This window comes from uncultured Aquabacterium sp., assembly GCF_913773725.1.
Lineage (GTDB): Bacteria > Pseudomonadota > Gammaproteobacteria > Burkholderiales > Burkholderiaceae_C > Aquabacterium.
In genome coordinates this window covers 1-16,714 of record NZ_CAJYGK010000161.1, presented here as the reverse complement: position 1 = coordinate 16,714, position 16,714 = coordinate 1, and the positions used below count along the sequence as shown (strand labels likewise).

At 66.2% G+C, this 16,714-nt stretch carries 18 protein-coding genes and 1 pseudogene; 11 read left to right on the top strand and 8 right to left on the bottom strand.

Annotation, left to right across the window (positions count from 1 at the left end):
• Positions 1 to 5: 5 nt before the first annotated feature.
• Positions 6 to 773, bottom strand: coding sequence for a DeoR/GlpR family DNA-binding transcription regulator (locus QZ709_RS20680; RefSeq protein ID WP_294639434.1), 768 nt, complete (start codon positions 771 to 773; stop codon positions 6 to 8).
• 280 nt (positions 774 to 1,053) lie between these two features.
• Between QZ709_RS20680 and glpD the strand changes: the two genes are divergently transcribed.
• From glpD to QZ709_RS20645, 7 genes are all read left to right on the top strand, one after another.
• Entirely contained in the window at positions 1,054 to 2,649 is a 1,596-nt protein-coding gene (glpD, locus tag QZ709_RS20675) for a glycerol-3-phosphate dehydrogenase (RefSeq protein ID WP_294639433.1), read from the top strand.
• Positions 2,646 to 3,740 carry an ABC transporter ATP-binding protein gene (locus QZ709_RS20670; RefSeq protein WP_294639432.1) on the top strand — a complete coding sequence of 365 codons (1,095 nt, stop codon included), beginning with the start codon at positions 2,646 to 2,648 and terminating at the stop codon, positions 3,738 to 3,740. Before glpD ends, QZ709_RS20670 begins: the two co-directional genes overlap by 4 nt.
• Positions 3,740 to 4,825: an ABC transporter ATP-binding protein gene (locus QZ709_RS20665; RefSeq protein ID WP_294639431.1), complete on the top strand. Its 1,086-nt coding sequence runs from the start codon at positions 3,740 to 3,742 to the stop codon at positions 4,823 to 4,825. Before QZ709_RS20670 ends, QZ709_RS20665 begins: the two co-directional genes overlap by 1 nt.
• Positions 4,822 to 5,715: a carbohydrate ABC transporter permease gene (locus tag QZ709_RS20660; protein ID WP_294639430.1), complete on the top strand. Its 894-nt coding sequence runs from the start codon at positions 4,822 to 4,824 to the stop codon at positions 5,713 to 5,715. Before QZ709_RS20665 ends, QZ709_RS20660 begins: the two co-directional genes overlap by 4 nt.
• Positions 5,708 to 6,520, top strand: coding sequence for a carbohydrate ABC transporter permease (locus tag QZ709_RS20655; RefSeq protein ID WP_294639429.1), 813 nt, complete (start codon positions 5,708 to 5,710; stop codon positions 6,518 to 6,520). Before QZ709_RS20660 ends, QZ709_RS20655 begins: the two co-directional genes overlap by 8 nt.
• An 11-nt stretch (positions 6,521 to 6,531) precedes the next feature.
• Positions 6,532 to 6,840, top strand: a complete 309-nt coding sequence (locus tag QZ709_RS20650; protein WP_294639428.1) for a DUF2160 domain-containing protein — start codon at positions 6,532 to 6,534, stop codon at positions 6,838 to 6,840.
• A 108-nt stretch (positions 6,841 to 6,948) separates the two neighbouring features.
• On the top strand, positions 6,949 to 8,682 hold the full coding sequence (locus QZ709_RS20645; RefSeq protein ID WP_294639427.1) for an ABC transporter substrate-binding protein: 1,734 nt from the start codon (positions 6,949 to 6,951) through the stop codon (positions 8,680 to 8,682).
• A 75-nt stretch (positions 8,683 to 8,757) separates the two neighbouring features.
• Here QZ709_RS20645 and QZ709_RS20640 read toward each other — a convergent pair whose 3' ends face one another.
• The 5 genes from QZ709_RS20640 to QZ709_RS20620 all read right to left on the bottom strand — a co-directional run bounded on the left by QZ709_RS20640 (position 8,758) and on the right by QZ709_RS20620 (position 12,955).
• Positions 8,758 to 9,651: an ABC transporter permease gene (locus QZ709_RS20640; protein ID WP_294639426.1), complete on the bottom strand. Its 894-nt coding sequence runs from the start codon at positions 9,649 to 9,651 to the stop codon at positions 8,758 to 8,760.
• Positions 9,648 to 10,505 (bottom strand): ABC transporter ATP-binding protein, encoded by an 858-nt coding sequence (locus QZ709_RS20635; RefSeq protein ID WP_294639425.1) that lies wholly within the window; start codon positions 10,503 to 10,505, stop codon positions 9,648 to 9,650. The genes QZ709_RS20640 and QZ709_RS20635 overlap by 4 nt, the downstream gene beginning before the upstream one ends.
• A 13-nt stretch (positions 10,506 to 10,518) precedes the next feature.
• On the bottom strand, positions 10,519 to 11,526 hold the full coding sequence (locus QZ709_RS20630) for an ABC transporter substrate-binding protein (protein ID WP_294639424.1): 1,008 nt from the start codon (positions 11,524 to 11,526) through the stop codon (positions 10,519 to 10,521).
• Positions 11,527 to 11,630: 104 nt separating this feature from the next.
• Positions 11,631 to 12,512: a TauD/TfdA family dioxygenase gene (locus tag QZ709_RS20625; protein WP_294639423.1), complete on the bottom strand. Its 882-nt coding sequence runs from the start codon at positions 12,510 to 12,512 to the stop codon at positions 11,631 to 11,633.
• Between the two features lie 137 nt (positions 12,513 to 12,649).
• Entirely contained in the window at positions 12,650 to 12,955 is a 306-nt protein-coding gene (locus tag QZ709_RS20620; protein ID WP_294639422.1) for a hypothetical protein, read from the bottom strand.
• Positions 12,956 to 13,118: 163 nt separating this feature from the next.
• On the opposite strand from QZ709_RS20620, the pseudogene QZ709_RS20615 reads away from it, so the two are divergent.
• The 4 genes and pseudogenes from QZ709_RS20615 to QZ709_RS20600 form a co-directional block, all read left to right on the top strand.
• A pseudogene (locus tag QZ709_RS20615) lies at positions 13,119 to 13,856 on the top strand (ATP-binding cassette domain-containing protein); the annotation flags it as partial.
• A 71-nt stretch (positions 13,857 to 13,927) separates the two neighbouring features.
• A complete protein-coding gene (locus QZ709_RS20610; RefSeq protein ID WP_294639421.1) occupies positions 13,928 to 14,149 on the top strand; it encodes an NIL domain-containing protein in 222 nt (73 codons plus the stop codon).
• On the top strand, positions 14,146 to 14,823 hold the full coding sequence (locus QZ709_RS20605; RefSeq protein WP_294639420.1) for a methionine ABC transporter permease: 678 nt from the start codon (positions 14,146 to 14,148) through the stop codon (positions 14,821 to 14,823). The genes QZ709_RS20610 and QZ709_RS20605 overlap by 4 nt, the downstream gene beginning before the upstream one ends.
• Positions 14,824 to 14,886: 63 nt before the next feature.
• Positions 14,887 to 15,681, top strand: coding sequence for a MetQ/NlpA family ABC transporter substrate-binding protein (locus QZ709_RS20600; protein WP_294639419.1), 795 nt, complete (start codon positions 14,887 to 14,889; stop codon positions 15,679 to 15,681).
• Between the two features lie 61 nt (positions 15,682 to 15,742).
• Here the strand turns inward: QZ709_RS20600 and QZ709_RS20595 are convergent, their stop codons facing one another.
• Together QZ709_RS20595 and QZ709_RS20590 are read right to left on the bottom strand one after the other, a co-directional pair.
• Entirely contained in the window at positions 15,743 to 15,874 is a 132-nt protein-coding gene (locus tag QZ709_RS20595) for a hypothetical protein (protein ID WP_294639418.1), read from the bottom strand.
• 105 nt (positions 15,875 to 15,979) lie between these two features.
• Positions 15,980 to 16,453, bottom strand: a complete 474-nt coding sequence (locus tag QZ709_RS20590) for a thioesterase family protein (RefSeq protein ID WP_294639417.1) — start codon at positions 16,451 to 16,453, stop codon at positions 15,980 to 15,982.
• Between the last annotated feature and the right edge of the window lie 261 nt (positions 16,454 to 16,714).

Here is a 16,714-nt window from a genome sequence, read left to right as displayed (position 1 = left end):
TTTCGTCAGGGCTGGGCCACCACACATTCCACGCCCGCGTCCTGCAGCAGGGCGGGGAAGGGCTCGGGCGGCTCGGTGTCGGTGAACAAGGCGTCGATCTCGTCCAGGCGGGCCTGATGCACCATGGCAGGCCGGCCGAACTTGCTGTGGTCTGCAGCCACCCACACCTGGCGCGACTGCTCGATGATGGCGCGTGCCACCTTCACTTCCCGGTAGTCGTAGTCTCGCAGCGAGCCGTCCGTCTCGATGCCGCTGATGCCGATCAGGCCGATGTCGACCTTGAACAGGCGGATGAAGTCGACCGTCGCTTCGCCGACGATGCCCCGGTCGCGTGCGCGGACCACGCCGCCGGCAATGATGACTTCGCAGTCGGGGTTGTCGGACAGGATGGCCGCCACGTTCAGGTTGTTGGTGATCACGCGCAGGCCCTTGTGGTGCATCAGGGCGCGTGCCACGGCCTCGGTGGTCGTGCCGATGTTGAGGATGAGCGAGCATCCGTCGGGAACGCGTGCGGCCACGGCGCGGGCGATGCGCGCCTTGCCTTCGGATTCCAGCTCCTGTCGCTGCCGATAGGCGATGTTTTCGGTGGTCGAGGTGGGCATCCTGACCCCCCCGTGAAAACGGATCAGCAGCCCGGCCTCCGCCAGACGCTGCACATCGCGCCGCACGGTCTGCAACGTGACGCCGAACTGCTCGGCCAGGGCCTCGACGGTGACGGTGCCGCGCGCGCGGACCTCGTCGAGCAAGGCGATGTGACGGGGTTTGGTGCTCATGGGCGAATCATGCCGCGTGCAACGCGCGTTTTTGTCAACCGGAAAGGTGCGGATGGCGCGGTCGGGCTGCGCGAACGATGATTAACTGAAGCTTAAAACGAACAAAACGAACCGCTAATAGGGAAATCACTGAGCGAGAAAGCGCGACAAGGCTGCTACAAAAGAAAAAGACGAACATAAAACGAACCAAGCGAGCATTCATTCGCGCAGTTTTCGCGCATGATCGGTGGTTCGGATCAGGGCCTGATGGGAGGCCCCCCGCCTTGCCAGGAGACCCTTCTTGACCTCTCGTACCCCTTCTTCGCCCGGAGGCGAAGCGCCGCCCGCCAGCGTCGATGTGCTGGTGGTGGGTGGTGGCATCAACGGCGCAGGCATCGCCCGCGACCTCGCGGGGCGCGGCTGGCGCGTGCTCATGGTCGAACAGGACGACCTTGCCGCGCACACCTCGTCGGCGTCCACCAAGCTGATCCACGGTGGCCTGCGCTACCTGGAATACAACGAGTTCTCCCTGGTGCGCAAGGCCTTGCAGGAGCGCGAGGTGCTGTTGCGCTCGGCGCCGCACATCATGTGGCCGTTGCGCTTCGTGCTGCCGCACGACCCGACCATGCGCCCTGCGTGGTTGATCCGGCTGGGGCTGTTCCTGTATGACCATCTGGCGCGTCGCGAGGTCCTGCCCGGCTCGCACGGCGTGAACCTGCGGACGGATGCCGTGGGCGCGCCGCTGCAGCCGCGTTACACCCGCGGCTTCGTCTACTCGGACGGCTGGGTGGACGACGCCCGTCTCGTGCTGCTGAATGCACTCGATGCGCGCGACAAGGGGGCAGCCGTGCACACCCGCACCCGCTGCACGGGCGTGCGCCGCGACGCCCAGCAGTGGACGGCCACCGTCGTGGACGCCTGGGGGCGAGAGCACACCGTGCGCGCACGTGCCATGGTGAACGCCGCCGGGCCGTGGGCCGAGCGCTTCCTGCGCGGTGTGGCCCGCCCGGCGGGAACCGAGGCCCTGGCCACCCGCAGCCTGCGCCTGGTCAAAGGTTCGCACATCGTCGTGCCGCGCTGCTTCGAGCATGACCATGCCTACATCTTCCAGAACCCCGACAAGCGCATCATCTTCGCCATCCCCTACGAGCAGGACTTCACCCTGATCGGCACCACCGACCAGGAACTGCATGGCGATCCGCGCGATGCCTGCATCGGGGAAGACGAAGTCGCCTACCTGTGCGAGCAGGCCAGCCGCTACTTCACCCGGCCCATCTCCCCGAGCGACGTGGTGTGGACCTACTCCGGTGTTCGCCCCCTGCTCGACGATGCCTCGGGCGATCCCTCGGCCGTGACGCGCGACTACCTGCTTGAAACGCAGGCCGACGGGGCGCCCTTGCTCACGGTATGGGGCGGCAAGATCACCACCTTCCGCAAGCTGGCCGAAGATGCCGCGACCGAGGTGGGGCGTCTTCTCGGCGATGCCCGCCGACCCTGGACGGAAGGCGCCAGCCTGCCCGGGGGCGACCTGCGCGCCTGGATCGGCACCCCGCAGCGGCCGGATACCGATTTCGAGCGATTCGTCAGTGTGCTGCGCACCCGCCATGCATGGTTGCCTGCCGAGCTGGCCCGCCGTCTGGCGCGTGCCTATGGCGCGCGCGTCGAGCGGGTGCTGGGTCCCGCTCACCAATTGAGCGACCTGGGTGCCGAGGTGGCACCCGGTCTGTATGAAGCCGAGCTGCGCTACCTGCAGCGCGACGAGTGGGCCGTGACGGCCGATGACGTGCTGTGGCGCCGCAGCAAGCTCGGTCTGCACCTCACCACCGCCGAACGTGCGCAGGTGGCCGACTGGATGGAGAACCACCCCGTGAATCAAGACGAGAAGGCGCGCGCATGAAGCTCACGCTGGAAGCCATCACCAAACAGGTGGGTGCCGACACCTGGCTGTACGAGACCACCTTGTCGCCCGAGCCGGGTGCCGTGACCGTGCTGCTGGGGGCCACGCAGGCCGGCAAGACAAGCCTGATGCGTCTGATGGCCGGACTGGATGTGCCCACCACCGGCAAGATCCGGGTGGACGGGCAGGATGTGACCGGCATGCCCGTGCGCGAGCGCAATGTGGCCATGGTCTACCAGCAGTTCATCAACTACCCGTCGATGACGGTGTACGACAACATCGCTTCACCGCTCAAGCTGATGGGGCAGCCGCGGGCCGACATCGACCGGCGCGTACGCGAACTGGCTGCGCGCCTGCACATCGAGGTGTTTCTGGATCGGCTGCCATCGGCGCTGTCTGGCGGACAGCAGCAGCGGGTGGCGCTGGCGCGCGCATTGGCCAAGCAGGCTCCGCTGATGCTGCTGGACGAGCCCTTGGTCAACCTGGATTACAAGCTGCGCGAAGAGCTGCGCGAGGAGCTGTCCGCGCTGTTTGCGGCGGGCGACGCCACGGTGGTGTACGCCACCACCGAGCCGGCCGAGGCCCTGCTGCTGGGTGGCTACACGGCCGTGATGGACCAGGGCGAGGTGCTGCAGTACGGGCCGACAACCGAAGTCTTTCACCGGCCGCGGTCGTTGCGCGTGGCCCGGGCCTTCAGCGATCCGCCGATGAACCTGATGCCGGCCGAGATGCAGGGCGATCTGGTGCGCCTGCAAGGCGGCCCCACGCTGAGTCTCGCCCTGCCACCGAAGGCGACCCGCCAGCTCACGGTGGGCGTGCGCGCCAGCGCCTTGCGTGTGCACAGCCGGCCGGGCGACCTGGCGCTGCCCGGCACCGTGCAACTGGCGGAGATCTCGGGCTCGGACACCTTCGTGCACGTGCACACGCTGGTGGGCGAACTGGTCGCTCAGTTGACCGGCGTGCACGACTTCGAACTCGGCGCGTCGCTGACCCTTTACCTCAGCCCCGGCCAGGCGTATGCCTTCGATGCGCAGGGCGATCTGCTGGTGGCCCCGGTGCGCGGGCCCGCCGGCCACACAGGAGGCCGCTGATGGCGCGCATCGATCTGGATCTGGCTCATTCCTACAAGCCGAACCCCCGCGAGGACAGCGACTACGCGCTGACCCCGCTGAAGATGACCTTCGAGGACGGCGGCGCCTATGCGCTGCTCGGGCCCTCGGGATGTGGCAAGACCACGATGCTCAACATCATGTCGGGCTTGCTGGTGCCCTCGCATGGCAGTGTGCGCTTCGATGGCCAGGATATGACACGCGCGACGCCGCAGCAGCGCAACATCGCCCAGGTCTTCCAGTTCCCGGTCATCTACGACACGATGACCGTGGCCGAGAACCTGGCCTTTCCGCTGAAGAACCGCAAGGTGCCTGCTGCCCAGATCCGCCAGCGCGTGGGACAGATTGCCGAGATGCTGGAGATGAGCCACCAGCTCGATCAGCGTGCAGCCGGGCTGAGTGCAGACCAGAAGCAGAAGATCTCGCTGGGCCGCGGGCTCGTGCGTCCGGACGTGTCGGCCGTGCTGTTCGACGAGCCCTTGACCGTGATCGATCCGCATCTGAAATGGCAGCTGCGACGCAAGCTCAAGCAGATCCATCACGAGCTGCGGCTCACGCTCATCTACGTCACGCACGACCAGGTCGAGGCACTGACGTTTGCCGATCAGGTCGTCGTCATGACCCGCGGCAAGGTGGTGCAACTCGGCACGCCCGAGGCCCTGTTCGAGCGCCCGGCCCACACCTTTGTGGGGCACTTCATCGGCTCGCCGGGCATGAACTTCCTGCCTGCTCAGGTCGATGCGGGCGTGCTGCACGTGGGCGGGGTGCCGCTTGGGTCGGCGGCCACGCCGGGCGTGGGCCGATTGCCGGAAGGGGCGCTGAGATTGGGCATCCGGCCGGAGTACCTGGGCGTGGAAGCCTCCGGGCTGCCCGACACCCTGCCTGCCACCGTGCGCCAGGTGCAGGACATCGGAACTTACCAGCTGGTGACCTGCGAGGCAGCCGGCCAGACGCTGAAGGCGCGCCTGTCGCCGGATGTCGTGGCGCCCACTGTGGGCTCGTCCGTCGGACTGCGCGTCCTCGGTGAGCACACCTGCTTCTACAGGAACGAGGAGCTCATGGCATGAGCCAGACCAACAAGCCTGTGAACCAGAAAGCCTGGTTCCTCATCCTGCCCGTGTTCATCTGCGTGGCCTTTTCAGCCATCCTGCCGCTGATGACCGTGGTGAACTACTCGGTTCAGGACATCATCAGCCCGGAGCGACGCGTGTTCGTCGGGACCGAGTGGTTCGCGGCCGTCATGCGCGACGAGGAATTGCATGCGGCGCTGTGGAACCAGCTGAAGTTCTCGCTGGCCGTGCTGCTGGTGGAGCTGCCGCTGGGCATCGCGCTGGCGCTGTGCATGCCGGCCCAGGGCTGGAAGGCGTCGGCCACCCTGGTCATCGTGGCGCTGTCGCTGCTCGTGCCCTGGAACGTGGTCGGCACCATCTGGCAGATCTTCGGCCGTGCCGACATCGGTCTGATGGGCCATGCACTGCAGCAACTGGGCATCGAGTACAGCTACACCGGCGATGCCACCCACGCCTGGATGACGGTGTTGCTGATGGACGTGTGGCACTGGACGCCGCTGGTGGCGCTGCTCGCCTATGCGGGTCTGCGGTCCATCCCGGATGCCTACTACCAGGCTGCCCGCATCGACGGCGCCAGCAAGCTGGCCGTGTTCCGCTACATCCAGCTGCCCAAGATGCGCGGCGTGCTGATGATCGCCGTGCTGCTGCGCTTCATGGACAGCTTCATGATCTACACGGAGCCCTTCGTGCTCACGGGCGGCGGTCCGGGCAATGCCACCACCTTCCTGTCGCAGTACCTGACGCAGAAAGCCGTCGGCCAGTTCGACCTCGGCCCGGCTGCGGCGTTCTCGCTGATCTATTTCCTCATCATCCTGCTGTTCTGCTTCGTCCTCTACAACTGGATGCAGAGCCTGGGCCAGACCAAGTCGGAGGCCGTCCATGACTGAACGCCGATTCCAGAAGCGCAGCCTGTTCCTGATCGCCTACATCGTCTTCGCACTCCTGCCCATCTACTGGATGGTCAACATGAGCTTCAAGACGAACGAGGAGATCCTGTCGTCCTTCAGCCTGTGGCCCAGCCACTTCACCTGGGACAACTACCGCACCATCTTCACCGACGAAAGCTGGTATTCGGGCTACATCAACAGCCTGATCTACGTGGGCCTGAACACCGTGATCTCGCTGACGGTGGCGCTGCCGGCCGCCTACGCCTTCAGCCGCTACAGTTTCCTGGGCGACAAGCACGTGTTCTTCTGGCTGCTCACCAACCGGATGACGCCACCCGCCGTGTTTTTGCTGCCGTTCTTCCAGCTCTACACCACCGTGGGACTGATGGACACGCACATCGCCGTGGCGCTGGCTCACCTGCTCTTCAACGTGCCGCTGGCCGTGTGGATTCTCGAAGGCTTCATGAGCGGGATCCCGCGTGAGATCGATGAAACAGCCTACATCGATGGCTACAGCTTCCCGCGCTTCTTCCTCACCATCTTTCTGCCGCTGATCAAGGCGGGTGTTGGCGTGGCGGCCTTCTTCTGCTTCATGTTCAGCTGGGTGGAACTGCTGCTGGCGCGCACGCTGACCAGCGTCAACGCCAAGCCGATCGTGGCCACCATGACCCGTACGGTCAGCGCCTCGGGCATGGACTGGGCCACGCTGGCCGCCGCCGGCGTGTTGACCATCGTGCCCGGTGCCATCGTCATCTGGTTTGTCCGGCACTACATCGCGAAGGGCTTCGCGATGGGCCGCGTGTAAGGAGATCTGTGATGTTCGACTGGATGGTCTGGACGACCCCGGTGGCGGTGTTCTTCACCTGCATCGCCCTGATGCTGGTGGGCATGACAGTGTGGGAGATCAAGTCGCCGACGCGGCTGCGCAAGGGCTTTCTGCCCATGGCGACCACCCGCGGAGATCGCCTGTTCATCGGCTTGCTCACCGCGGCCTACATCAACCTGATCTTCGTCGGCCTGGCCGAGAAGATGGCGACCTGGCTGAGCCTGTCGGAGGAGCCGAGCGTGTGGATCAGCTTCGTGCTGTCCATGACGGTGCTGGCGCTGATCATGCGCAAAGGCTGAGCGCGCCACAGAACAAGAACAGGATGCCGGCCCGGTGCTGCCCCGGGGCTCAGGCGACCTTGACAACCAGGGGCAGCAACCGTGAGACGCCAGACTGAGGAGACACCCATGAAGATGCGTTACACCGCCATGGCCTTTGCGGCCGCCTGCGCGCTGGGCACGATGACGGCCCATGCCGGCGAAGCCGAGGCCAAGAAGTGGATTGACAGCGAGTTCCAGCCCTCCACGCTGAGCAAGGACAAGCAGCTCGCCGAGATGAAGTGGTTCATCGATGCCGCGGCCAAGCTCAAGGCGGCGGGCGTCAACGAGATCTCGGTCGTCTCCGAGACCATCACCACCCACGAATACGAGGCCAAGACCCTGGCCAAGGCCTTCACCGAGATCACGGGCATCAAGGTCAAGCACGACCTCATCCAGGAAGGCGACGTTGTCGAGAAGCTGCAGACCTCGATGCAATCCGGCAAGTCGATCTACGACGGCTGGATCTCTGACTCCGATCTGATCGGCACGCATTACCGCTACGGCAAGATCCTCAACCTGACCGACTACATGGCCGGTGCGGGCAAGGCCTACACCAACCCCGGTCTGGACCTGAAGGACTTCATCGGCACGAGCTTCACCACGGCGCCGGATGGCAAGCTGTATCAGCTGCCTGACCAGCAGTTCGCCAACCTCTACTGGTTCCGGGCCGACTTGTTCGCGCGCAAGGATCTGCAGGACAAGTTCAAGGCCAAGTACGGCTATGACCTGGGCGTGCCGCTGAACTGGAGCGCCTATGAAGACATCGCCGAGTTCTTTACCAACGATGTGAAGCAGATCGATGGCAAGCCCATCTACGGCCACATGGACTACGGCAAGAAGGACCCGTCGCTGGGCTGGCGCTTCACCGACGCATGGCTGTCGATGGCGGGTACGGCCGACAAGGGCATCCCGAACGGCATGCCCGTGGACGAGTGGGGCATTCGTGTGGCCGACGACAAGTGCACGCCAGTGGGCGCCTCGGTGGAGCGCGGCGGCGCCACCAACTCGCCGGCTGCGGTCTATGCGCTGACCAAGTATGTGGACTGGATGAAGAAGTACGCGCCCAAGGAAGCCACTGGCATGACCTTCGGCGAAGCCGGTCCGGTACCGGCCCAGGGCCAGATCGCACAGCAGATCTTCTGGTACACCGCCTTCACGGCCGACATGACCAAGAAGGGTCTGCCTGTGGTGAACGCCGATGGCACGCCGAAGTGGCGCATGGCCCCTGGCCCCAACGGCCCGTACTGGAAGCAGGGCATGCAGAACGGCTACCAGGACGTGGGCAGCTGGACCTTCTTCAAGGACCACGATGCCAACCGCACGGCCGCAGCCTGGCTGTACGCCCAGTTCGTGACGGCCAAGACCGTGTCGCTGAAGAAGTCGATCAACGGTCTGACCTTCATTCGCGACAGCGACATCCGCAGCGACTTCTTCACCCAGAACGCCAACAAGTACGGCGGCCTGATCGAGTTCTACCGCAGCCCGGCGCGCGTGGCCTGGACGCCCACCGGCACCAACGTGCCTGACTACCCCAAGCTGGCTCAGCTGTGGTGGAAGAACGTGGCCCAGGCCGTGACCGGCGAGAAGACACCGCAGGCTGCCATGGACAACCTGGCCAAGGAGATGGACGACGTCATGGCCCGTCTGGAGCGGGCCGGCATGGCGAAGTGCGCTCCCAAGCTCAACAAGAAGGAGAGCGCCGACAAGTGGTTGTCGGACCAGCACGCCCCCTGGAAGAAGCTGGCCAACGAGAAGCCCAAGGGCGAGACCATTGCCTACGACAAGCTGCTCAACGCCTGGAAGGAAGGCCGCGTACGCTGAGTCTCACGGTTTGAGCTTCTGACAGGGGCCGCGACGCCGGGGCGTGTGTCGCGGCCCTTTTTCTCTGCAGACATCTCATCCGCGCTGTTGACCCCAGCGCCGTACTGTGAGCCGTTCCAGCGTCTGGAACACCAGCCCTTCGACCAACAGGCCGATCAGGATGACCAGCACCAGTCCGGCAAACACACGGTCGGTGTAGAGCTCGTTGCGGTTTTGGTAGATGTACCAGCCCAGACCGCCCTGGCCCGAGGTGGCACCGAACACCAGCTCGGCCGCAATCAGGGTGCGCCAGGCAAAGGCCCAGCCGATCTTCAGGCCGGACAGCACCGAGGGCAGCGCCGCGGGCAGCAGGATCTGCACGACGTAGCGCACGCCCGTGAGCCCGTAGTTGCGGCCAGTCATGCGCAGCGTTTCCGGCACCGACTGAAAGCCGGCCAGCGTGTTCAGGGCCACGGCCCACAGCACGGCGTGCACCAGCACGAACAGCAGGCTGGCCTTGCCCAGGCCGAACCACAGCAGGGCCAGGGGCAACAAGGCGATGGCCAGCAGCGGGTTGAACATGGCCGTCAGCGTGCTCAGCAGGTCGCGCCCCCAGCGCGAGGTGGTCGCCAGTGCGGTGAACGCAAAGGCAGCCAGCACGCCCAGTGCATAGCCCTCCAGCAAGGTACTCAGCGACACGGCCGTCTTCACGAGCAACTCGCCTGACGACAGCCCCTCGATCAAGGCCTGCAATGTGGCCGTGAACGTGGGCAGCAGCAGGTCGTTGTGCTGCCAGCGGGCGGTTGCTTCCCACACGCCGGCCAGCACCAGAAGAATCAGGGCCTGCCGCGTGCCGGGGTGGCCGCGCAAGCGCGTGTGCCATGGCAGAGGCCGGGCCGCCTGCAGCGGGCCCAGCGGAGCCAGTTCGCGCTCGTATTCGGCCCGTACGGGCGGGGCTGCGCGCGCAGCGGTCACATGGGCCGTGCTCATGCCTGCCTCCTTTCTGGCAAGGGGATGACCGGGGCGCGCGGTGTGGCGGCGGCACCCGCGGCGCCCGTGTCCCCGTCATCGAAAAGCAGGCGGTGGATCCGCTGCACCGTGGCTTGGAAGCCAGCTTCGCCCTGGCGGTCGAGCGACCAGCCCTGGCTGTTGAGCTCGGCCCGCACGCGCCCGGGATGCGGTGACAGCAGCCCGATGCGGTTGCCCACCACCAGCGCCTCTTCGATGGAGTGGGTGACGAACACCAGGGTAAAGCGTACCTCGTCCCACAGGGCCAGCAGCTCTTCCTGCATGCGCCGGCGTGTCAGCGCGTCCAGCGCCGCAAAGGGCTCGTCCATCAACAGCACGCGGGGTTGCATGGCCAATGCCCGGGCAATCGCCACACGCTGCTTCATCCCACCCGATAGCGTGTGCGGATGCGCGTCGGCAAAGCGGCTCAGCCCCACCTTTTCGAGGTAGACCTCGGCGCGCTCGCGGGCTTCCCGGCGGCCCAGCTGCCCCGAGGCCAGCAGCGGAAACATCACGTTCTCGCGCACCGTCTTCCACGGTGGCAGCTGGTCGAACTCCTGGAACACCACAATGCGATCGGGGCCCGGGCCCTGCACGGCGCGCCCCTCCAGCCGGATCTCGCCCTCGGTGGGCGGAATGAAGCCGGCGATCGCCTTGAGCAGCGACGACTTGCCGCATCCGGATGCGCCCAGCAGCACGAAGCGATCGGCCTCGTGCACGTCGAAGCTCACCTGGTGTGTGGCGCGCACTTCCTGAACCGCCGTGCGGTAGACCAGGCTGACGCCATCGACCTGGAGCAGCGGGCGGTGATGCGCGTGGTTCTCGATCTCGCTCATGGACCCTCCCGGTTCAGCTGCCGCTTCGCAGGTGCGCGTCGTTGAACAAGTAGTCCTGCACCGAGGCCGGCCGGTTGCGAATGGCGCCCACCCGGGCCATGAAGTCGGCGAGCACGAAGGTGTTCTGCGGGGTCAACGAAAACTGCACCTCCGGGCTGCGGATGACCTTGAGCAGCAGTTCGCGATCGAGCTTGGCGTTGTTCACACGCAAGTAGATGTCGGCGGCCAGCTCGGGTTGCTGCGCGATCAGCTTCGAGGCGTCGGCCAGGGCCTGCACGAAGGCGCGGTAGGTCTTGGGGTTCTGCGTGCGGAAGGCCTCGGTGGCGTACAGCGCATTGGGCGACGAAGGCCCGCCCAGCACGTCATACGAGTTGAGGATGACGCGGGCCTTGGGGTTGGCCGCCAGTTCCTGTTCCTGGAACGGCGGGGTGGCGAAGTGGGCATTGACCTCGGTGCCTCCGCGGACGATGGCGGCCAGCGCTTCGGGGTGGGGCAGCGTCACGGTGAACTTGTCGAGCCGGTTGAAGCCGCCATCGCCCCAGCGCTTGGCCGCGGCCAGCTGCAGGTAGCGTGACTGCACCGACACACCCACGGCCGGCAGCGCGATCCGGTCCTTCTCGCTCAGGTCGGCCACGGTGCGCACGTTCGGGTTGGTGCTGATCAGGTAGTACGGCGTGTTGCCCAGCGAGGCCACGCCCTTGACGTTCTGGCGGCCCTTGGTGCGATCCCACAGCGTCAGCATGGGGCCGATGCCAGCGCCACCGATGTCGATGGCGCCCGACAACAGCGCGTCGTTGATGGCCGCGCCACCGGACAGCTGCAGCCACTGCGGGGTGATGGTCAGGCCCTGCGTCTTGCCGTGTTTCTCGATCAGCTTCTGATCCTGAACGACGTGCAGCAGCAGGTAGCTGATGCCGAATTGCTGCGCAATGCGGATCTGCCCTTCGGCATGGGCGACCAGCTGGGTGGTGGCCAGACCGAGGCCGGCGAGGAGGGCGCCGAGACGATGTGAAAGCTTCATGGTTTTGTGTCAGTGGGGGGAGGTCGCCGTCTGGATGCGGCATGGTGGCTCGCGAGGTGAGCCTTGGGGATCGAGCAGCGGGATCGAGGGGCGTGTCCGCCCGGTCAGAAGGGCACGTCGCCTTCGACCGTGGTCCGGTACAGCTTGCGGCGCAGGTGGGCTGGCGTGCCCGCGGCCAGGTGCGTCACCGAGCGGTTGTCCCAGAACACCATGTCGTGGGGGCGCCAGACATGGCGGTACTGCAGCTCGGGCCGCGTGCTCCGCGCAAACAGCTCGTCGAGCAGGGCGCGGCTTTCATCCTCCGGGATGCCGACAATGCGGGTCGTGAAGTGCTCGCTGACGAACAGCGCCTTGCGTCCCGTTTCAGGGTGGGTGCGCACCACGGGATGCACGACGGGCTGCACTTCGGCGAGCTGCCGCGCAGTGAGGTTGGGCCGCCACGGGCTGCGGGCCTGCAACTCGGCGTAGCGGGCGGTGTAGGTGTGCTCGGCACGGGCGCTGGCCACCGCCACCTTCAAGGCCAGCGGCAGGTCTTCCCAGGCGCGATGCTGGTTGGCGAACAGCGTGTCGCCGCCGGCCGATGGCAGCTCCTGCGCGTGCAGGAAGGAGCCCAGGCTGGGGCGCTCCTTGTACGAGAGGTCCGAGTGCCAGAAGTGCCCGGCATCGCCCAGGCCGATGGGCTGGCCGTTCTCGACGATGTTGGACACCACCAGCACCTCTGGGTGATCCGGCAGGGCGAACTGCGACAGCACATGGCGTTGCAGCGGGCCGAAGCGGGCGCTGAAGCGCACCTGTTGAGCCGGCGTGATGCGCTGGTTGCGAAAGACCAGCACATGGTGCTGAAGGTGGGCACGGTGGATGCGGCGGAAGTCCTCGAGCGAGACGTCGCGCGACAGGTCCAGGCCCAGGACCTCGGCACCCAGCGGCCCGTTCAGAGGGCGGATCTCGAGGGTGCCGGTGGCGGTGTCAGGTGTGGCAGTGGTCATGCGGTGCTCCTTGTGGGAACACCGACTCTAGGCAGCCACCGGCTTCAGCAGAACAAAGCAATGCGCGCAAGCATGGGCAGGGGACGTCTATGCGAGGGTCGATCTGCGGCGCGCGCATAAGGCCAGCGCCGCGCGGTTCAATCCAGGCTGGTCGCGAACTGCCGCTGGAAGGCTTCCAGGAAGGCCGCCGTGCCACTCAGCGTCAGGGTCACGGTGTGCCAGTCGCCGTCCTGGCTCACCTGCAGATCGTGGTCCCAGTCGAAGCCTTCGTCCAGGGGGCCGGGGCCGTGTGGATGGTGCGCGCGGGCCCATTCGATCACCGCACGGGCTTCGGCCAGGGCGTGTGCGTGCGCCGCGGCGTCCGTCGACGCCATGCCCTCGACGGTGTCGATGCCATCGGTGTCCTCGCTGATCTCGAACGTGAGGTAATGCAGTGCTCTCATGCCGACATTGTCGTTCGGCGGGCGGTTCATGCCGATGCCGACTGAGGTCATGCGCAGAGAGTTGAACGCTTCGTGAACGCGGCGGTATAGACTCTCGGTTTGTCTGGCCCCCAGAGCCGTTGCCCCACGCCACGAGCGTGCCCGCGCGACGGTGTGACCTGTCTTGATCGCGCTCGAACGACTCCACAAAACCTACCCGGCCCGCGGCGGTGCGCGCCATGCTGCCGTCACGGCCCTCGACGACGTGTCGCTGCACGTGCAGCCTGGTGAAATCTTCGGCGTCATCGGCCGCTCCGGCGCCGGCAAGAGCACCCTGATCCGCACCGTCAACCTGCTCGAGCGCCCCGACCAGGGGGTGGTGCGCGTCGGCGGTGTCGACCTGACGGCGCTGTCGCCCCGCGAACTGCAGCAGCAGCGTCAGCGCATCGGCATGGTGTTCCAGCACTTCAACCTGCTGCAGTCGCGCACGGTGGCCGGCAACGTCCGCTACCCGATGCAGCTGGCTGGCGGGCGCACGGCCGCCGAGATGGACCGCCGTGTGGACGAACTGCTGACCCTCGTCGGCCTGGCGCATCTGAAAGACCGGCACCCGTCGCAACTGTCCGGCGGGCAGAAACAGCGCGTCGGCATCGCGCGGGCGCTGGCCAACGAGCCGCACGTGCTGTTGTGCGACGAGGCCACCTCGGCCCTCGACCCCGAAACCACCGAGCAGATCCTGAGCCTGCTGGCCGACGTCAGCGCGCGACTGAAGCTCACCGTGTTGCTCATCACGCACGAGATGCACGTGATCCACTCGCTGTGCGACCGCGTGGCCGTGATGGAGCAGGGCCGCATCGTCGAGCAAGGGCGCGTGCTGGACGTGTTTCTCGACCCGCAGCACGCCACCACCCGGTCGCTGCTGGCGCATGCGGGCTTTCTGCTGGATGAGGGGGCAGCGACCGTACCGGGTCGGCCCATCTGCAGATCACGGCCGTGGGCGCGGCGGCCCAGTCGCCGTTGCTCGACCGCCTGCGCGAGCAGCACGGCATCCGTCTCAATCTGCTGGAAGGCCGCGTGACCCACATCAAGGGCGAGCCCGTGGCCCGCCTGCGCGCCGACGTGCTGGGCGCCGACGTGCCGTTGGACCGCATCCCGGCGCTGGTGGCCGAACTGGGCGGGCACGCCCGCTGGTTGAACGAGGGGATCACCCAATGAGCGAGCTCGACTGGCAAACCTTTGCCGCCATCGACTGGGCGGAAGTCTTTCAGGCCAGCCTGGACACCCTGACCATGCTCGGGGTCTCGCTGGCGTTCACCGTGCTCATCGGCCTGCCGCTGGGCGTGCTGCTGTTCCTGACGGCCCCCGGCCAGCTGCTGGCGCGCCCGCGTCTGTATGCGGCCATCTCGCTGCTGATCAACGCGCTGCGCTCGCTGCCCTTCATCATCCTGCTGATCGTGATGATCCCCGTCACGCTGAAGCTGGTGGGCTCGTCGCTGGGCGTGGCCGGGGCCATCCCGCCGCTGATCGCCGCCGCGGCCCCGTTCTTCGCGCGCCTCGCCGAGAACGTCTTCCGCGAGGTCGATCCCGGCGTCATCGAAGCCAGCCAGGCCATGGGCGCCCGCCTGCACCAACTCATCTTCGGCGTGCTGTTGCCCGAATCGCTGCCCGGCCTGGTCGGCGCCATCACCGTCACCGCGGTCACGCTCGTGTCCTACACCGCCATGTCCGGCGTGATCGGCGGCGGCGGCCTGGGCGACCTGGCCGTGCGCTACGGCTACCAGCGTTTCCAGACCGAGGTCATGATCGTGACCGTTGCGCTGCTGCTGGTGCTGGTGCAGTGCGTGCAGTCGGCCGGCGATCGGCTGGCGCACCGCCTGCTGAAGCGTTGACGCATCCGTGCGTCCGCCCGTGTCCACAACAAAACCGTTTCCATCCGCTGAAGGAATAACACCATGACCAACGTTGTCCGTCGCGCCGTGATTGCCAGCCTGCTGCCGCTGTTCGCCGCAGGCGCCTCGTGGGCGCAAACCACCCGCATCGTCGTGGCCGCCTCGCCCGTGCCGCACGCCGAGATCCTCGAGTTCGTCAAGCCCAAGCTGGCCAAGCAGGGCGTGCAACTGGAAGTGAAGGTCTTCAACGACTACATCCAGCCCAATCTGCAGGTCGACCAGAAGCACCTGGACGCCAACTACTTCCAGCACGTGCCTTACCTGGACACCTTCAACAAGGGCAACGGCACCAAGCTGTCGGTGGTGGGCCAGCCCGTCCACATCGAGCCGCTGGGCGCCTACTCGACCAAGTTCAAGAAGCTGGCCGATCTGCCCGAGGGCGCCGTGGTGGCCATTCCGAACGACCCGACCAACGGCGGGCGCGCGCTGCTGCTGCTGGCTGCGCAAGGGCTGATCCAGCTGAAGGACACCAACAACATCCTGGCCACGGCCAAGGATGTGACGGCGAACCCGAAGAAGCTGAAGTTCCGCGAACTGGAGGCCGCGACGCTGCCGCGCGTGCTGCCGCAGGTGGACCTGGCGCTGATCAACTCGAACTTCGCGCTGGCTGCCAAGCTCTCGCCCACACAGGACGCGCTGTTTGCCGAGAAGGTCTCGCCCTATGCCAACGTGGTGGTGGCGCGCACCGAGAACAAGGACAACCCGGCGCTGGTGAAGCTGGTGAACGAACTGCGCAGCGCCGAAACGCGCCAGTTCATCCAGCAGAAGTACAAGGGCGCCGTGGTGCCGGCGAACTGAGCCAGCTCATTGTGTGAGCCTGCCGCATCAAGCCCGCGCTGAGGCGGGGTTGACGCGGCGCTCAGCGCTCGTCGAAGCACGTGAGCGTGGGTTCGTCGGCGTCTTCCGCACACCAGCCCAGCTTGGGCCAGCCGCCGGCGTGCATGAAGGTGGTGAACAGCTGCTCGGGCGTGACGCACAGGGACGGGTTCATCGTAGGGCCTTTCCGTTGAGTGAATCGGTGATGCCCATCGTGCGCCGAGGCGCATTGAACGCGCTCAGTGAAACCCCGCGCCGCCCCGCGTTCGCGGGAGCGGGTTCACACGGTCTTCGGTGACCAGCCCAGGGCCTCGCCGCGGTCGCGCAGGCGGCTGATGAAGCCCTCGGGCGGTGGAGCCACCTTCTTGTGGCCGTCGCCCTCGTCGCGCAGAAAGACCACGCCGGTCTTGCCCCGGGCCACTTCGCGGCCTGTCGCCTTGTCCGTCAGGCGGAACACCAGATCGAAGCCGTACTTGTTGAAGTCGTCCGGCACCATGTCGACCTGCATGGTCTCGCCGTAGAAGGCCTCCGACTTGTACTGCGCCATCATGTCGCCCACCACGATGGACTGCCCGTCGACGTTCAGCTCACCCTGGTAACCCAGCCAGCGGAAGAAGCGCACACGCGCTTCGGACACCAGCGTCAGTAGCTGAGCGTTGTCCAGATGCCCGCCCTGGTTGACGTGGCTGATGTAGATCGGGATGTCGGTCGAGAAGAGGAAGCGCTCGGGAAGGGTGAACTGGATGCGGGGCATGGCGGGTAATGCGGGGTTACCCTGGGATTATGGGTGACAGCGGGCTGCCCGTCAGCCGTGCTTCATGGTGGGTCTGGTTTGAGGGCTGGGACCAATGCTGTGCAAGCAGGCCGGAAGGGGCGTGGAGGTGAGAGTGACCTGCCCCCTGTAGACGTACCAATCAAAAATGGAAGTCCGGGTTCAAGATTACTCGATGGGTTTCGGGGTTGATGGGAGTTGAGCTGCATCGCCAGCGCGCTGGCGATGCAGCTCGGCGAAACG